Source organism: Bacillus toyonensis BCT-7112 (assembly GCF_000496285.1).
GTDB lineage: Bacteria > Bacillota > Bacilli > Bacillales > Bacillaceae_G > Bacillus_A > Bacillus_A toyonensis.
In genome coordinates this window covers 3,738,847-3,754,651 of the sequence record NC_022781.1, presented here as the reverse complement: position 1 = coordinate 3,754,651, position 15,805 = coordinate 3,738,847, and the positions used below count along the sequence as shown (strand labels likewise).

General features: G+C 36.6%; 15 protein-coding genes and 1 other annotated feature. Of the genes, 3 read left to right on the top strand and 12 right to left on the bottom strand.

Annotated features, from left to right (window positions below):
- Positions 1-11: 11 nt before the first annotated feature.
- The 3 genes from opp3C to BTOYO_RS19185 form a co-directional block, all read right to left on the bottom strand.
- Complete coding sequence (gene opp3C / locus BTOYO_RS19195; RefSeq protein WP_000974107.1) at positions 12-1,028, bottom strand: oligopeptide ABC transporter permease; 1,017 nt, start codon at positions 1,026-1,028, stop codon at positions 12-14.
- Positions 1,025-1,954 (bottom strand): oligopeptide ABC transporter permease, encoded by a 930-nt coding sequence (opp3b, locus tag BTOYO_RS19190; protein WP_000534168.1) that lies wholly within the window; start codon positions 1,952-1,954, stop codon positions 1,025-1,027. The genes opp3C and opp3b overlap by 4 nt, the downstream gene beginning before the upstream one ends.
- Before the next feature lie 128 nt (positions 1,955-2,082).
- Positions 2,083-3,738 carry a peptide ABC transporter substrate-binding protein gene (locus BTOYO_RS19185; RefSeq protein ID WP_000727208.1) on the bottom strand — a complete coding sequence of 552 codons (1,656 nt, stop codon included), beginning with the start codon at positions 3,736-3,738 and terminating at the stop codon, positions 2,083-2,085.
- A gap of 319 nt (positions 3,739-4,057) precedes the next feature.
- On the opposite strand from BTOYO_RS19185, the gene BTOYO_RS19180 reads away from it, so the two are divergent.
- Together BTOYO_RS19180 and trpS are read left to right on the top strand one after the other, a co-directional pair.
- Positions 4,058-4,438 carry a DUF3899 domain-containing protein gene (locus BTOYO_RS19180; protein WP_001045000.1) on the top strand — a complete coding sequence of 127 codons (381 nt, stop codon included), beginning with the start codon at positions 4,058-4,060 and terminating at the stop codon, positions 4,436-4,438.
- Positions 4,439-4,543: 105 nt separating this feature from the next.
- Positions 4,544-4,760, top strand: a binding site (T-box leader).
- A gap of 75 nt (positions 4,761-4,835) precedes the next feature.
- The gene (trpS, locus tag BTOYO_RS19175) at positions 4,836-5,825 is read left to right on the top strand and encodes a tryptophan--tRNA ligase (protein WP_000110979.1); all 990 of its coding nucleotides are present in this window, start codon (positions 4,836-4,838) and stop codon (positions 5,823-5,825) included.
- 142 nt (positions 5,826-5,967) lie between these two features.
- Here the strand turns inward: trpS and BTOYO_RS19165 are convergent, their stop codons facing one another.
- The 7 genes from BTOYO_RS19165 to BTOYO_RS19135 all read right to left on the bottom strand — a co-directional run bounded on the left by BTOYO_RS19165 (position 5,968) and on the right by BTOYO_RS19135 (position 12,067).
- A complete protein-coding gene (locus BTOYO_RS19165) occupies positions 5,968-6,714 on the bottom strand; it encodes a YjbA family protein (protein WP_000966122.1) in 747 nt (248 codons plus the stop codon).
- 142 nt (positions 6,715-6,856) lie between these two features.
- Complete coding sequence (locus tag BTOYO_RS19160; RefSeq protein ID WP_000539318.1) at positions 6,857-7,648, bottom strand: DUF2268 domain-containing putative Zn-dependent protease; 792 nt, start codon at positions 7,646-7,648, stop codon at positions 6,857-6,859.
- Positions 7,649-7,754: 106 nt separating this feature from the next.
- The gene (gene fabF, locus BTOYO_RS19155) at positions 7,755-8,993 is read right to left on the bottom strand and encodes a beta-ketoacyl-ACP synthase II (RefSeq protein WP_000412641.1); all 1,239 of its coding nucleotides are present in this window, start codon (positions 8,991-8,993) and stop codon (positions 7,755-7,757) included.
- Positions 8,994-9,023: 30 nt separating this feature from the next.
- Complete coding sequence (gene fabH / locus BTOYO_RS19150) at positions 9,024-9,956, bottom strand: beta-ketoacyl-ACP synthase III (protein WP_001100553.1); 933 nt, start codon at positions 9,954-9,956, stop codon at positions 9,024-9,026.
- A gap of 233 nt (positions 9,957-10,189) precedes the next feature.
- The gene (locus BTOYO_RS19145; protein WP_001003338.1) at positions 10,190-10,366 is read right to left on the bottom strand and encodes a ComZ family protein; all 177 of its coding nucleotides are present in this window, start codon (positions 10,364-10,366) and stop codon (positions 10,190-10,192) included.
- Positions 10,367-10,430: 64 nt separating this feature from the next.
- Positions 10,431-11,303 carry an NAD-dependent epimerase/dehydratase family protein gene (locus BTOYO_RS19140; protein WP_000486174.1) on the bottom strand — a complete coding sequence of 291 codons (873 nt, stop codon included), beginning with the start codon at positions 11,301-11,303 and terminating at the stop codon, positions 10,431-10,433.
- A gap of 29 nt (positions 11,304-11,332) precedes the next feature.
- On the bottom strand, positions 11,333-12,067 hold the full coding sequence (locus tag BTOYO_RS19135; RefSeq protein ID WP_000028709.1) for a lipase family protein: 735 nt from the start codon (positions 12,065-12,067) through the stop codon (positions 11,333-11,335).
- 156 nt (positions 12,068-12,223) lie between these two features.
- Here BTOYO_RS19135 and BTOYO_RS19130 point away from each other — a divergent pair, with 156 nt between their 5' ends.
- A complete protein-coding gene (locus tag BTOYO_RS19130; RefSeq protein ID WP_001211112.1) occupies positions 12,224-12,406 on the top strand; it encodes a YjzD family protein in 183 nt (60 codons plus the stop codon).
- A gap of 36 nt (positions 12,407-12,442) precedes the next feature.
- Here the strand turns inward: BTOYO_RS19130 and clpB are convergent, their stop codons facing one another.
- Positions 12,443-15,043, bottom strand: coding sequence for an ATP-dependent chaperone ClpB (gene clpB, locus BTOYO_RS19125; RefSeq protein WP_000365396.1), 2,601 nt, complete (start codon positions 15,041-15,043; stop codon positions 12,443-12,445).
- A 210-nt stretch (positions 15,044-15,253) separates the two neighbouring features.
- Entirely contained in the window at positions 15,254-15,433 is a 180-nt protein-coding gene (locus tag BTOYO_RS19120) for a YjzC family protein (protein ID WP_002093816.1), read from the bottom strand.
- Positions 15,434-15,805: the final 372 nt, after the last annotated feature.

Genomic DNA, 15,805 nt, shown 5'->3' with positions numbered 1-15,805 from the left:
TCCCTCCTCGTTTACTTACGCATTTTTGGATCTAACGCATCGCGTAATCCATCTGCCATTAAGTTGAATGCTAGAATTAACATACTGATGACAACCGCAGGGATGAACATCATGTGTGGATACGTTTGAATAGATTTATAACCATCATTTACAAGAGAACCAAGTGACGCGAATGGTGGCTGAATTCCTAAACCAATGAAACTTAAGAACGCTTCACCAAACACCGCTGATGGAATTGTAAACATTGTCATTACGATAATAGGTCCCATTACGTTTGGAATTAAGTGTTTTACAATTAATTGCGTGTTCGTTGCACCTAATGTACGAGATGCTAATACATATTCTTGGTTTTTTAACTTTAAGATTTGTCCACGAACAATCCGCGACATCCCTATCCAACCTGTAATCGCCATCGCGAGTGTAATCGACCAAATACCAGATCCCATAATGATTACCATTAAAATAACGATGATTAAGTATGGAATACCGTTAATAATCTCCATAATACGTTGCATAATATTATCTACTCTACCGCCGTAGAATGCTGAAATACCTCCGTATGCAACCCCAATTACTAAGTCAATTGCTGCTGCTAAAAGAGCGATATATAATGATACGCGTGTACCTTCCCATGTTCTTGTCCATAAGTCACGGCCAAGATCATCTGTACCAAACCAGAAGTACTCTTTAATATCACGTTTTTCATATTGGTCAACACCATATTGATCTGTACCGTCAAATGGTAACCAATGAACATTTTCAATAACTGGAATTTTTGGTGGTAATTTCGCACGACCTAAATCTTGCTCTTTATACGAGTGTTTACTTACCATCGGTCCAAAAATCGCCAATAGCGCAATGATTACTAATAATACAAGGCCAAGCATCGCACCTTTATGTTGGAACAAACGTCTTCTTACATCTTGCCAAAACGTTAAGCTTGGACGGGCAATGACTTCATTATCAACATTATTTTGATTGGCTTGTTGAAATAAATCTGGAGATAATTTTTGTACATCTTTCATCATTTTTTCCCTCCCGCTAAACGAATACGAGGATCAATAATTCCGTATAAAATATCGACAATGAAAATAACTAAAATGAAGATTGCACTATAGAAAATCGTAGTTCCCATAATAACTGTATAGTCATTTAAAGTAATCGATTTAACGAATTGTTCCCCAAGTCCTGGTACAGCATAAATTTGCTCGATAACAAGTGTTCCTGTAATTAATGCCGCAACCATTGGTCCTAAAATTGTTACAACTGGAATTAACGCGTTACGAAGTGCGTGTTTTACAATGATAACGCCTTGACTAATTCCTTTTGCTTTCGCTGTTAAAATATAGTCTGACTGCATAACTTCAATTAATTCTGCACGAGAGAAACGTGCGATTGTTGCGATAACTCCCATCGATAATGCAATTGTAGGCATTACAGTAAACTCTGGTCCTTTCCAGAATGCTACCGGGAACCAACCAAGTTTTACCCCTACGAAATATTGTAGTAATGCGGCGAATACGAATGATGGTACCGACATTCCGAGTACCGAAATAACTGTTGCACTATAATCCACCCACGTATTATTACGAAGTGCGGCAACAATACCTAAAATTAAACCGATAAATGTCCCTAATATAATCGCTTGTAAACCTAATTGGGCTGATGGTCCAATACGATCCACAATCATGTCTGTTACTGGGCGGTTATCATATTGGAATGATACCCCTAAATCACCTTTTGCTAAGTTACCTAAGTAACGTGCGTATTGAACTGGTACCGGATCATTTAATCCGTATTTTTCAAGAATGATTTCTTTTTGTGCCGGTGATAGCTTCTCCTGGTTTTTAAGCGGAGAACCCGGAAGTAATTTCATCAAAAAGAAAGTCAGTGTAGTAATTAAAAATAATGTCAAAGCCATGTACACGAAACGTTTTAATACATAACGTCCCATAGTCAAGCACCTCCCCGTTTTTCTCAAAAGCAATAAGATAGTTTAAAATATTCTTACTTTTATTTTTTTAAAATAAGAGCATATGCCCATCATAGGCATATACCCTTGTAAACGATGGAAAAAAAAGATTATTTTTGTTCAACAGATGCCCATTTGTAAGTTAATTTACCACCATAGTTAATTGGGATAATATCTTTTACGGCACCTTTTACTACATACGCTGAACCTTTTTGGAAGATTGGAGTGATAACTGCATCCTCTTTAATTAACATCTTCTCTACTTCTAGAAGGTTGTTCCAGCGAGCTTGTAAATCTTTTGTATCTGTTTTAGCTTTTAGGATTAACTCATCATACTTCTGATTAGAATACCCTGTTTTATTTTGAGAACCATTCGTAACAAACATATCTAAATATGAGATTGGATCTGGAAAATCTGGTCCCCAAATACCAAACGCAATATCATATTGCTGAGAATCTTCTAATTTATTTTTTTGTGCGAATGGTTGCTGTTTAATTTTAATTGATAAACCTGGTAAGTTCTTTTCTATCTCACCTTTTAAGAATTCACCAACTTTTTTAGCATCTTCATTATCAAAGTTTAAGAATTCTAGTTCGATTTTATCAGTTCCAAGCTCTTTCTTCGCTGTTTCCCAAAGCTTTTTCGCTTCTTTTGGATTTGTTTCAACTAGCTTTCCATTTTCAGCTCGGAAATCTTTTTTATTCGGACCTTCAGCGAAATCTTTTCCAACAAATCCGTAAGCTCCAATTGCACCGTTATTTAAAATAACTTTCGCAATGTTATCACGGTCAAAGGACATTGAAATTGCTTTTCTTAAGTTTTTATTACTTAAGTACTGATTACTTTGATTAAATCTTAAGTAAGCAACCCCTGCTTCTTTTCTTGTTTGGAACTCTGGGCTTTGTCTAAACTTATCAACAAATTCAGACGTTAAAGCCGCACGATCAATCGCTTTTGTCTCATATAAATTTACATCAGTTGCTGTATTTTTTACAATATTAAAGTTGATTTCTTCGATTTTAACCGTTTTATTATCCCAATATGAAGGATTCTTCTTGAATTGGAAACTTTGTTCATGTTTCCAATCACTCATAACGAATGGACCGTTATATAATGTTGTATTTGCCTCTAAACCAAACTTATCACCTTGTGCTTTTACAAAGTTTTCATTTAGCGGGTAAAATACTGGATAAACTGTTAAATCGATAAAGTAAGGAACGGGATTGTCTAATTCCACTTCTAATGTATAATCATCAATCGCTTTTACACCTAATTGGTCAGCAGGTAATTCTTTTTTATGAATTTTCTCTGCATTTTTAATATCGAACATAATGTACGAATACGTTGCTTTTGTATCTGGATTTACGGCTCTTTTCCATGAATACACAAAGTCTTTAGCTGTTACAGGTTCCCCATTTGACCATTTCGCATCTTTTCTTAATTTAAATATGTATTTCTTCCCATCATCTAGCTTTTCGACATCTTCTGCAACGCCAGGCATTCTCTTTTGATCTTTGCCAATACGATATAAACCTTCCATCGTATTATTTAATGCTGTAGAAGATGAAGAGTCAGATGCTAATGATGCATCCATTGACGGAATTTCAGATAACTCTGTTAAATTAAGAATCTGTTTTCCGTTACTACTACTCGTAGCGTTCTCTTTCCCTTTTGCTTTTGCGTCATCTTTTTGGTAGCTACACGCGCCAAGCAACATACTTGCAGTTAAAGTTGATGCAAGTAATAACGGTATCTTTTTCTTCATGTTGTGTTGCCTCCCCTAATTGCACTTCCTGTACCCTCACTTGTTAAAAAGTAGAATTGAAAGAATAATCTCCAAGTTTCTACAATTTTCATTATACATATAATACGACGATTGTGAATATAGTTTTTTGTTTTTTTGTTAAAATTTTTAATAAAATGTTTATATTTTTAATTTTTCGTAAAGAGATACGTTAACATTGCTACCATCATCTTAAAATCAGACCTTTAATTGCGTATAATTTTCAAAAAATTATTTCTAGTACTTATTATAGCTTTTATAGTATAATAATTCTAGTAATATTTTGACGGAGGGGAATATTTTGAATAAAGTTTTTTTTCATACTTGTATACTAATTTTTATAGCGATGATTGCTTCTAGTATTGGTGCATTCCTCATTTCATCTCAATTTTTGTTGAACTTTGTCAACATCTCGTTTTATATCGCGCTATTTTTTATTCTGATAGGTGGTTTTTTATTCATATTTCAAAATGGATTTTTCAATGTAACTCTTTACGCTTTCCAGAGAGTATTTGGCACGAACAAAAAAATAGACTCGTTAATTGAAGAATCCGAGGAACCGGTGAATAAGAAAGAACGTATTTATAAAACATATTCATTCAAATGGACATATCCTATTTGTATTACAGGTATCATACTCGGAGCGTTCTCGACTCTCATTAGCTTTACTATTTTGATGTAGTTTGCAAACACTATCCCATATGATATAATTATCAGCAAAACATTTTGTTATAAAACTTTAGTTCTTTCATATTAAAAGAGCTCAGTTAACAATAAATAAATTTATATGTATGCGATGATAAAGAAGAGTACATATTGAAACAATTTCAGAGAGCTTGTGGCTGGTGTGAACAAGTAATTGTACAATGTGGAATGGGCTTTTGAGCACCAAACCGAACCGAAAGTAGTAGGCCTTGGCGTTATATCCAGACGTTACTATGGATTAGAGAGATTTCACAGTAGTGAAATAATTAGGGTGGTACCGCGGTCCATTCGTCCCTATAGTTTTTTGGGATGAATGGGCTTTTTTGTTTGCCTTCTCTTCCCTATCACGCATTCAAATTTAGGAGGAAATAATTATGTCAGTTATCTTTTCTGGTATTCAGCCAAGCGGAACGATTACACTTGGAAACTATTTAGGGGCTATGAAGCAATTTACAGAGCTTCAAAACGAACACGATTGCTATTTCTGTATTGTAAACCAACATGCCATTACAGTACCTCAAGATCCTATACAACTTCGCAAAAACATTCGTAGTCTTGCTGCACTTTATGTAGCATGCGGCATCGATCCTGAAAAAGCTACTTTATTTGTACAATCAGAAGTACCTGCACACGCTCAACTAGGATGGATCATGCAATCTGTTGCTTACGTTGGAGAATTAGAGCGTATGACACAATATAAAGATAAAGCTTCAGGTAGAGATTCAGTTCCAGCTGGATTACTTACGTATCCACCATTAATGGCTGCTGATATTTTACTTTATAACACAGAAATCGTACCTGTTGGTGATGACCAAAAACAACATATGGAATTAACACGTGATCTAGCAGAGCGTTTCAACAAACGCTTCCGTGAAGTGTTCATAGTTCCTGAAATTCGTATTCCAAAAGTAGGAGCTCGCGTTATGTCATTAACAGAACCTACGAAAAAAATGAGTAAATCTGATCCGAATCCAAAATCAATGATCAGTATGCTTGATGAACCAAAAACAATTGAAAAGAAAATTAAAAGTGCTGTAACAGATTCAGAAGGTATCGTGAAATTCGATAAAGAAAATAAACCTGGAATCTCTAACCTATTAACAATTTACTCTTCATTCTCAGGAAAAACAGTTGAAGAAATAGAAGCAATGTACGAAGGAAAAGGATACGGCGACTTCAAAGGCGACCTAGCACAAGTAGTCGTAGAAGCAATTCGCCCAATCCAAGACAAATATAACGAACTAATCAGCTCCCCAGAACTAGACGAAATTCTAGACAAAGGTGCCGAAAAAGCAAACCGCGTTGCATTCAAACAACTACGCAAAGTAGAAAACGCAATGGGACTAAGCAGAAAACGTAGGTAACTTATAAAGTGGAAGCGGCTCGTTTAGAATGTGAGGGGGATGGAGCTCCTGACGTAGAGGCGCTTTTTGCCTCGCAGGAAGGCACATTCTTGCCGCTGAAGCTAGATTTCACCAAATTAAAAAACCGCCAATTGGCGGTTTTTTAATTTACCTTTTGCTCATTTTCCATTTCCCATAACTTTTCAAAAAACGGCTGTCCTTTTACAAGGCGCTCGCATAATTGTTCGTGCTTCTCAGACCAGCCTGATTTCGCTTCATCATATAGTCTTGCCCAAATATCTTCAAATTCCATATGTTGGACCGTTCCATATGCTGACGGATCCCATTCTGTGTACCAATAGCGAATTTCCGCTGTGTTTTTCGTTGTATGTAATTGATCTAACGCCATAAATAATAATTGTTTTAGCTGTCTCTCTTTACGAGTTAAGCCATTCATAATGAAAGGCGATGGTGATAAAATATGATGTTCCTTTTCTGTTTCCTCTACTTGGAACTCATACTTTTCTGCTTGTACGTTTTCCACCATCTCATATACCATCTGCTCTTGGCGAGGTATAAGTCTACTTTTTCTAATTGGTACATTGTAACCAATTGTATCAATCGCAATAATTCCTTTTCCATCTGTAACAACAAAGCAATACTCTTGCTGCAAACGTTCATGATTTTTACGAATATAAGCCTTATGATGTACGTCTTCCAACAACTTTTGCGGAAGCTCTAACAATTCGTTCTCGATGTAATGATATAATGTGGCATCTACTTTTAATAATGGCACTTGATCTAATAGTTCAATCGTATCATCTTTCCGCCATTCGTAAAAATGACAAACGTTATACCCATTTTCTTCACCTTCAAACCAATTTACCCATACATCATGTAGATATAACATTCTCTATCCCTCACTTCACTACTGTTTGTACCAATCATTATGTTCATTTTCGCTTAACTTTATTCCACTTAAGGAAATATATTCTAATTATTATTTTTCCTTCTATAATATCTAAAAAAACAGGAGATAGACCTCCTGTTTTTCATGGAATACGAAATGTATTTGCTTTACTCAATATTTCTTTCGCATCTATAGGTAATAAAGACAGTGTATCTTCCCCTTCAAACGCTACACAATCTTTTACAATGTGAAATCCAAGCGCATAACCAAGCATTTTCGGATAAGAATGAAGTCCGTTTAATAATACGTCATGCTCCCTCGTTCCTCGTTTTATACTTATTCTTTCTTGAACAACGTTTTGCCAATAATAAATCGCCTCTTCTTTTGAAAGATATTTCGTCCACGGTGCATTATTTTTTTCTGTATATCTTTCCGTTACTGCTTGCTCAGCTAACCCTTCCATAATCATCGTATCAAGTAACGTATACTCTGTTTCTTTCGTCTCAATTTGATGTAACCTGCATATGTGGTGATATTCATGTGCCAATAACACTTTTAATTCTTCCACCGAATTCCGTCCACATACGAATAAGAAAATAACGTGACGCATAGATAATCCAGCTTTTCCGTTATACTCTTCTTGTACAGTTCGATTATACGAATCTGATAATAAAATAAAGATAGGGACATCCGGACCTTTTAACCAATTTTTCAATTTATCATACTCCATACGTAACTCTTTCCAAATTTCTTTTTTCTCTAATTCTTTAATTTCACGTTCTCCTCGCATTACTGGGCGATACATACCTTTAGAAATTAAAAAACGATACAACCTTTCTTTTGGTAGTGGAATATACTTCGTAAATTTCTCACAAAGCTTTTCTGGCCGTCCATAATATAGATGTAACCACTCGGCTGTTTCAACAACCCCCATCTTTATCCCCCCTTTTTCTTATGTATATGCAAAAGAAGAAAAAGGCGTAAAAATAAATAAGGTGTTTTTTCGTAGTTTATTACGAAAAAACACCTTATTTCATCTATTATTTATACGATTTAAATACTAATACTGCGTTATGACCACCGAACCCTAGTGAGTTACTTAATACAGCTTTTACTTCTTGCTGTCTCGCTTTATTCGGTACGTAATCTAAGTCACATTCTGGATCTGGTGTTTCATAGTTAATTGTTGGAGGAATTACTCCGTCCGTAATTGATTTAATAGAGAAGATCGCTTCAACAGCACCAGCTGCACCTAGTAAGTGACCTGTCATAGATTTCGTTGAGCTAATGGCTACTTTATATGCATGCTCACCGAAAGTTTCTTTAATTGCCATCGTTTCGTATTTTTCATTTGCATCTGTACTTGTACCATGTGCATTAATGTAATCGATATCTTCTGGCTCTAGACCTGCATCCGCTAAAGCTTGACGCATTGCACGCACTCCGCCTTCACCGCCAGGAGCAGGCATTGTAATATGGAATGCATCTCCAGTTGCGCCATAACCAGCGATTTCCGCATAAATGTGAGCACCACGTGCTAATGCATGCTCTAATTCTTCAAGAATTAGAATCCCTGAACCTTCACCCATTACAAAACCGCTACGATTTTTATCAAATGGGCGGCAAGCAGTTGCTGGATCTTCATTAAATGTTAATGCTTTCGCTGAACTAAATCCTGCGAATGCCATACTTGTTAACGGTGCTTCTGCTCCACCTGTAATCATTGCATCCGCATCACCGCGCTGAATTGCTTTAAATGCATCACCAATTGAGTTTGCACCAGATGCACAAGCCGTTACAGAACAAGTGTTAATTCCTTTCGCTCCAGTCGCAATAGATACTTGACCTGCTGCCATGTCTGGAATCATCATCGGTACGAAGAATGGACTCACGCGGCGTGGACCTTTCTCAGTAAAAATCTTAAATTGTTCTTCGTATGTTTCCATACCACCAATACCAGAACCAATCCATACACCAATTCGAGGTCCGTTTTCTTCTGTAATTTCAAGCTTTGCATCCGCAACTGCCATTTTCGCTGCTGCTACTGCATATTGTGTAAAGCGATCCATACGGCGCGCTTCTTTTTTATCAATATATTTCTCGACTTCAAAGTCGTTAATTTCTGCTGCTACTTTTGCTGGAAATAGTTCCGGATCAATTCTTGTAAGTCGCCCGATTCCAGATACACCCTTTTTTATGTTTTCCCAAGCTGTTTCAACATCTGTTCCGATCGGTGTAACAGCTCCTAGTCCTGTAATTACGACCCTCTTTTTTTCCATACAAAATACACTCCTTTTTTCTCTCAATCCTTATTTACCCCAACGAAGAGCTACTGCTCCCCATGTTAATCCACCGCCGAAACCAACAAGTATAATTAAATCACCGTCTTGAATACGTCCATTTTGCAATTCCTCTACCATTGCAATTGGAATGGAAGAAGCTGATGTATTACCGAACTTTTCAATTGTCATACTCATTTTTTCTTGTGGTAAATTTAATCTCTCTCTCGCAGATTCCATAATACGAATATTCGCTTGATGTGGTACTAAGAAATCCACATCCTCTTTCGTAAGACCAGCTTTATCTAACACACGAAGACAAGAATCTCCAAGTTGACGAACAGCAAATTTAAAGACTTCTCTGCCATTCATCATAACATACTCGTCTTGATAAAGATGCTTGCCGCCACTTCCGTCTGCTCCTAATTCGAAAGATAAAACGCCTCTTCCTTCTGAAACAGCTCCCATTACGATAGCGCCAGCTCCGTCTCCAAATAGTACTGCTGTGTTTCGATCATTCCAGTCTACAATTTTAGATAGTTTATCACTACCAACTACTAATACATTTTTATAAGTTCCAGTTTGAATAAATTGCTGTGCTGTAATCATTCCGTACATAAAACCAGCACACGCTGCACTTAAATCCATTGCCGCTGCGTGTTTCGCTCCAATTGCCTCTTGAATCACACAAGCTACTGCTGGAAAAGCACGATCTGGCGTTACTGTTGCCACTAAAATAAGATCGATATCCTCTCCGCTAATCCCTGCATCTTCAAGTGCTTTTTTAGAAGCCTCTACGGCCATATATGAAGTATCTATTGTCTCATCGGCAATGCGTCTTTCTGCAATTCCCGTTCTCGTACGAATCCATTCATCGGATGTATCCATTACTTTCTCTAAATCGTGATTTGTGACTACTTTTTCTGGCACATATCTTCCGATCCCTAAAATGCCCACGTTCACATCGCAGCCCTCCGTTTTATATCAATTATTATGACTTGGTACTAATTTTAAAACATAAATTTACTTTTGTCTAGAATATATTTCAGCTAAAACAGAAAGCTAGCGTTTTATTCTCTTTATTTTTCAGTAAAAACAACGAAAACATACCCTCCCCTTACTTCGCTCGAAATATAAAAAGACCCGAACCGCTTCTACTCACGGTTCGAGCCTCTCTCCCCTCAAAAAGAAGGGTTTTATTCTTTGTCTGCTTTCCCAAGCTCATATGCTTCATTCATAACTTTCATTAATAACTCTAACACTGGTTGTGCCTTCTCCATATCAAGCTCAATTCCATTCGAATCTAAAATTGCCTTTGCCTCTGGTAAATGCTTCATTGCGATTTGTAAAAATTGCATGCTTTTTTCGTTCATATTATACTCTTCCTCTCCATTAAAACTTTCAATTCATAATCCATACAATAGTGTAACACGTGCACTATCCTTCGTATAACTCTTTATATTTTTTCATATGTGCCAATTGTTTATTTAAACCGTATTCTAACGGGGTATTTCTTTTTATCGGAATATCCTCGGCCGCTTCATCTCTTTCTTCCTTATTATTTTTATTCACTTTATCATCTGCACGTAAAAGATTCATCCCTTTTTCCCATAACGACCGTTTACCACTAAGTAAATTGTATATACCGAGATGCTCTCCGTTCGTTCCATTTCCCCATAAGTATTCGCATACATCTTCAATGTAAAGTAAATCGCTTCCTTTTTCCTCACTCGTACAACGGCACTCTTTCTCATCCAGTTCTGATAAAATGAGCTGATGATACATCATAAAGGATGGTTGCCACGGACCATATAATGTAGGAACTCGAAATACACTATATTGTAATTCCCCTTTTTTTAACCCTTCTTCTACTTTCGAAAATAGGCGTTTATTTTCGGATTCCCCTGTGCATCCTACCTCAATAGAAGAAATTAGATTTAGCTTTACTTTATTTTCTTCACACATTTTTATAATCCGCTTTAAATATTGTAATATGACTCTTTCATTCCGAAAGCCACTTTGCTGGTTTGGTTCACACAAACAAAAGTAAACTGCATCGAAATTCTCTTCCTCTACTGATCTCCATCCATCTTCATCTCTTATTGGATAGTACGTAAATAAAGCGTTTCGCCCAATTAACAATAACTTCTCTTCATTAATTTTTGTCATACTATCATATTCATCAAAATCAAGACCATACACTTCTACTTCTTCTGCAATCATTTTATTCACAAGGTGATAACCTACAAACGTAAGTGCACCTATAATCAGCACGCGTTCCATACCACCAACCCTTTCCCCTTGAAACAAATAGCTCCTCATTTATGTATATGGGAGCCTCACAATTCTTCTTCATATTTTTTAAAGAAATCCGTTGTTTGTCTAACCATTTTATATTTCACATCTTGGAGATGGAATAAGACAGAAGTATCACATTGATTGAATTGCCTCATTTTCTCGTATTTACGTAACAACTGTTTTCTTCCTCTTTTTTCTTGTGTTGATACGAAAATTTTAACAGGTACACAAGACGGAAGAAGCGTAAATGATTTCTTATTTATTTTTGATTCTAATTCTTCTTCTTTGGAATCGTACGCCAAACTTAATTCCTTCACTAATCTTTTGTAAAAAAACTTATGCTCTTTTTCGAACTCCACATATTCTGGCAAATCTAAACACGGATTTAACATAATGACAGAACGTATACTTTCAGGGTATTTGTTCATCATTTCAAGCGCTACAAGCGCACCCATACCATCTGCCATAATGTGCATTTTCGTATTTAATGTCTCTTTTCTCAAAACAACATCATATAAACGTTTCGCTAGACGAACAGATTGGTCATTCCCCCAGTGTCTTCCATATAAATTAGAAGAAAAGACCGTGTAGCCTTCCTCAATAAGGCCATGTAAAAAATAAGATCTTCCCGCATGCTGTGTCCATAAACTTGTACCATTCTCAATAAAGTAGTTGTAATCACCGAGGAGCATAACTGAAAACCCATTTGGCTTCTCCGGTAAATAAATGACACATGGTTCTTTTTCTAAGTAAAAAAAACGTTCCGTAATACTCATTTTTCCCCCGCCTTATTTTCTAAACGTATAAAACCACTCTTTTATAATGTATGAACGTAATGCAAATTTGCGTTGAAAAATCTACAAATATTTTTCTATATTCTTTTTTCAATTGTGTTACAATAAGGACAGATTGAACGAATAGAGGTGTAAAATATGCGTTTCATTTGGGCATTAATTTGGTCGTTCGCGCTTGTACATATGATGAGCTACGTAATCGGCTCTATGACTGGCGGTACATACGATTTTAACCAAGCGTCTATTTTCTCAGTTGTTCTTGCGGTATTAGTATTAGCGATTTCAGCTGCAATTCCAAACGAGCCAGTAGAACAACACTAAAAAGAGTCCGGATTTTATCCGAACTCTTTTTTATTTTCATTTCACATGAACAACTAATTCGTTATTTTCTACATCAACAACTACGTGACTATTATCCGTAATTGTGCCTGCAATTAATTCTCTCGCTAATTTCGTTTCCACTTGACGCTGTACGTATCGTTTTAATGGACGAGCTCCGTACATCGGATCAAAGCCAGCTTCTACAACAAATTCTTTTGCAGAATCCGTTAATTCTACCGTAATATGACGGTCAGCTAAACGACCTTGTAATTCTTTTACAATTTTATCAACAATACCTTTAATTTCATTCGTTGTAAGAGGCTTGAATAAAATAATTTCATCGACACGATTTAAAAACTCTGGTCGGAAATGTCCTCTTAATTGTCCCATGACAAGTTCTCTTGATTCCTCTTTAATGGAACCATCTGCTTCTAATCCATCTAATAAATGAGCAGATCCAATATTTGAAGTCATAATAATAACCGTGTTTTTAAAGTCTACTGTACGTCCTTGCGAATCTGTAATGCGTCCATCATCTAACATTTGTAATAAAATGTTGAATACTTCTGGATGCGCTTTTTCGATTTCGTCTAACAAAATAACGGAATACGGTTTACGTCTTACTGCTTCCGTTAATTGACCGCCCTCTTCATATCCAACATATCCAGGAGGTGCACCAATTAAGCGTGACACAGCATGTTTCTCCATGTACTCAGACATGTCGATGCGAATCATTTGCTCTTCACTATCGAATAAAGACTGCGCTAACGTTTTTGCAAGTTCTGTTTTACCAACACCTGTCGGTCCTAAGAAAATGAAGGAACCAATTGGACGGTTCGGGTCTTTAATACCAGCGCGTGCACGAAGAACTGCGTCTGATACTAAACTTACCGCTTCCTCTTGTCCGATGACACGCTCTGATAAAATTTGCTCTAAGCGTAGTAATTTCTCACGTTCACCCTCAACGAGTTTTGCGACAGGAATACCAGTCCAGCGTGAAACGATATCAGCAATTTCTTCTTCACTGACTTCCTCGCGTAATAAACGATTTTCTTGTTTATTATGTGCGCTCATTTCTTCCGCTTCTTTTAATTCTTTTTCAATTGCAGGAATTTTTCCGTGACGAAGTTCAGCTGCTTTATTTAAATCGTAATTACCTTCTGCTTCTTCTAATTCACGGCGCAGACGCTCTAAATGTTCACGTAAGTCACGAACTTTGTGAATATCTTCTTTTTCTTTCTCCCATTTCGCTCTCATGCTACTTGCAACTTCTTTTAAATCCGATAATTCACGTTGCAATGTTTTCAGACGTTCTTGGCTACCAAAGTCCTTCTCTTTTCCAAGAGCGGCTTCTTCAATTTCCAGCTGCATAATACGGCGCGTTACTTCATCTAATTCTGTTGGCATAGAATCAATTTCTGTACGAATTGTTGCGCACGCTTCGTCAACAAGGTCAATTGCTTTATCCGGTAAGAAGCGATCTGAAATATATCGATCTGATAAAACAGATGCTGCTACAATCGCGCGGTCATGAATATTTACACCGTGATAAATTTCAAAACGCTCTTTTAAACCACGTAAAATGGAGATTGTATCTTCAACAGTCGGTTCCTCTGCTAATACTTGTTGGAAACGTCTTTCTAACGCTGGGTCTTTCTCAATATATTTACGATATTCATCTAATGTCGTTGCCCCGATACAATGCAGTTCACCACGAGCAAGCATCGGTTTTAACATATTCCCTGCGTCCATCGCACCTTCTGTTTTACCAGCACCGACGATTGTATGAAGTTCATCAATGAATAATAAAATACGGCCTTCACTCTTTTTAATTTCATTTAATACAGCTTGCAGGCGCTCTTCAAATTCACCACGGAATTTTGCTCCGGCTACAAGTGCACTCATATCTAATGCAAAGATTATTCTATCTTTTAACCCTTCTGGTACATCTTTTTTCACGATACGCTGTGCTAATCCTTCAACAATTGCTGTTTTACCAACACCTGGCTCACCAATTAAAACAGGGTTGTTTTTCGTTTTACGTGAAAGAATGCGAATAACGCGGCGAATTTCACTATCTCGTCCGATAACAGGATCAATTTTCCCTGCTCTCACTTCCGCCACTAAATCACGGCCATATTTTTCTAACGCTTCATAAGTTGCTTCTGGATTTTGACTAGTCACTCTTTGATTCCCCCGAACTGTCATTAAAGACTGTAATAAGTTATCTTTCGTAATATGCAATCTTGTAAATAAATGATTGATATCGCCTTTTTCTTCAGAAAAAGCAAGCAATACATGTTCTACTGAAATGTAATCATCCTGCAGTTTTTCTGCTTCTTTCCCTGCTCTTACAAGCAGTTGCTGCAGATTGCTTGTTATATACAATTTCCCAACTTCTGCTCCGCTTCCCGTTACAGAAGGTTTCTTTTTAATTACATTTTCTACATCTTGCTTCAATGCTTCTATATCAACATTCATTTTTTGAAATATACGTACTGCTAATCCATCTTGCTCCTCTAATAATGCAAGTAATAGATGAACAGTATCCACCTCTTGGTGATGATGAGATACCGCTAAAGATTGGGCACTCATAATCGCCTCTTGTGTTTTCGTTGTCATTTGATTTAAGTCCATCTTTACAGCCCTCCAAAAGTTTGACTTTCTTTGACCTTTGATTTGATTATACGCCAACTTACTTTTTTATACAATAAATTTGCCTATGTATTTTCAAACTTATTATTGGAAAAAGAAAAAGGGAGCATTCATTATGCTACTTAAAAAAGTACAGTAAATGAAATTATATTATGTAACAAAAAAAAGCCGCAATAAAGATTGCGGCTTCTGTTACGGTTTTCTTTTATATGTCCACTGACGGTTATGATTCGTGTTATCTGGAAACTTTTCACCGGCATTTAATTGTACCATTTGCGGATTTTTTACCATACTTCCCGTTTCACCAATTTCTACGTAAACGCCATCATTTGGCGCTTTTTGTCCAGAACGAAACCTGCGATTTTGTCCCATCTTCATTCTCCTTCCATGACGTCTTGCCTCATTAGTATATCCATTTTAAAAGAAAGCTTTTCTGTCATGTTTAGGAAACAAGTACTACAGTTCACCGATTTACAATATATATAATTACACAAGCTTAAGCAGGGATTACTTCCTTACTTGTAGAAAAAAAAGAAACCAACCTACCTGTAGGCTAGCTTCAAAGGAGAGTCAAACATATACGAGAAGATTACATGTTTATTATAAGCCTCCTCATACGGGCAATGTAACCCTTTTCACAATTTGTACATAATGAAAGAAACATTGTTTGAACTTTCTAAAAAAATATTGACTTTTCTTGATTTCCAACGAGAAATAGTAGACACCACCGTACTTTGCGACGTA

Excerpts from the sequence above, each read along its gene's own strand:
- opp3C (WP_000974107.1), bottom strand. The coding sequence starts at position 1,028 with ATGATGAAAGATGTACAAAAATTATCTCCAGATTTATTTCAACAAGCC.
- opp3b (WP_000534168.1), bottom strand. The coding sequence starts at position 1,954 with ATGGGACGTTATGTATTAAAACGTTTCGTGTACATGGCTTTGACATTA.
- BTOYO_RS19185 (WP_000727208.1), bottom strand. The coding sequence starts at position 3,738 with ATGAAGAAAAAGATACCGTTATTACTTGCATCAACTTTAACTGCAAGT.
- trpS (WP_000110979.1), top strand. The coding sequence starts at position 4,836 with ATGTCAGTTATCTTTTCTGGTATTCAGCCAAGCGGAACGATTACACTT.
- BTOYO_RS19165 (WP_000966122.1), bottom strand. The coding sequence starts at position 6,714 with ATGTTATATCTACATGATGTATGGGTAAATTGGTTTGAAGGTGAAGAA.
- BTOYO_RS19160 (WP_000539318.1), bottom strand. The coding sequence starts at position 7,648 with ATGGGGGTTGTTGAAACAGCCGAGTGGTTACATCTATATTATGGACGG.
- fabF (WP_000412641.1), bottom strand. The coding sequence starts at position 8,993 with ATGGAAAAAAAGAGGGTCGTAATTACAGGACTAGGAGCTGTTACACCG.
- BTOYO_RS19145 (WP_001003338.1), bottom strand. The coding sequence starts at position 10,366 with ATGAACGAAAAAAGCATGCAATTTTTACAAATCGCAATGAAGCATTTA.
- BTOYO_RS19135 (WP_000028709.1), bottom strand. The coding sequence starts at position 12,067 with ATGAGTATTACGGAACGTTTTTTTTACTTAGAAAAAGAACCATGTGTC.
- BTOYO_RS19130 (WP_001211112.1), top strand. The coding sequence starts at position 12,224 with ATGCGTTTCATTTGGGCATTAATTTGGTCGTTCGCGCTTGTACATATG.
- clpB (WP_000365396.1), bottom strand. The coding sequence starts at position 15,043 with ATGGACTTAAATCAAATGACAACGAAAACACAAGAGGCGATTATGAGT.
- BTOYO_RS19120 (WP_002093816.1), bottom strand. The coding sequence starts at position 15,433 with ATGGGACAAAATCGCAGGTTTCGTTCTGGACAAAAAGCGCCAAATGAT.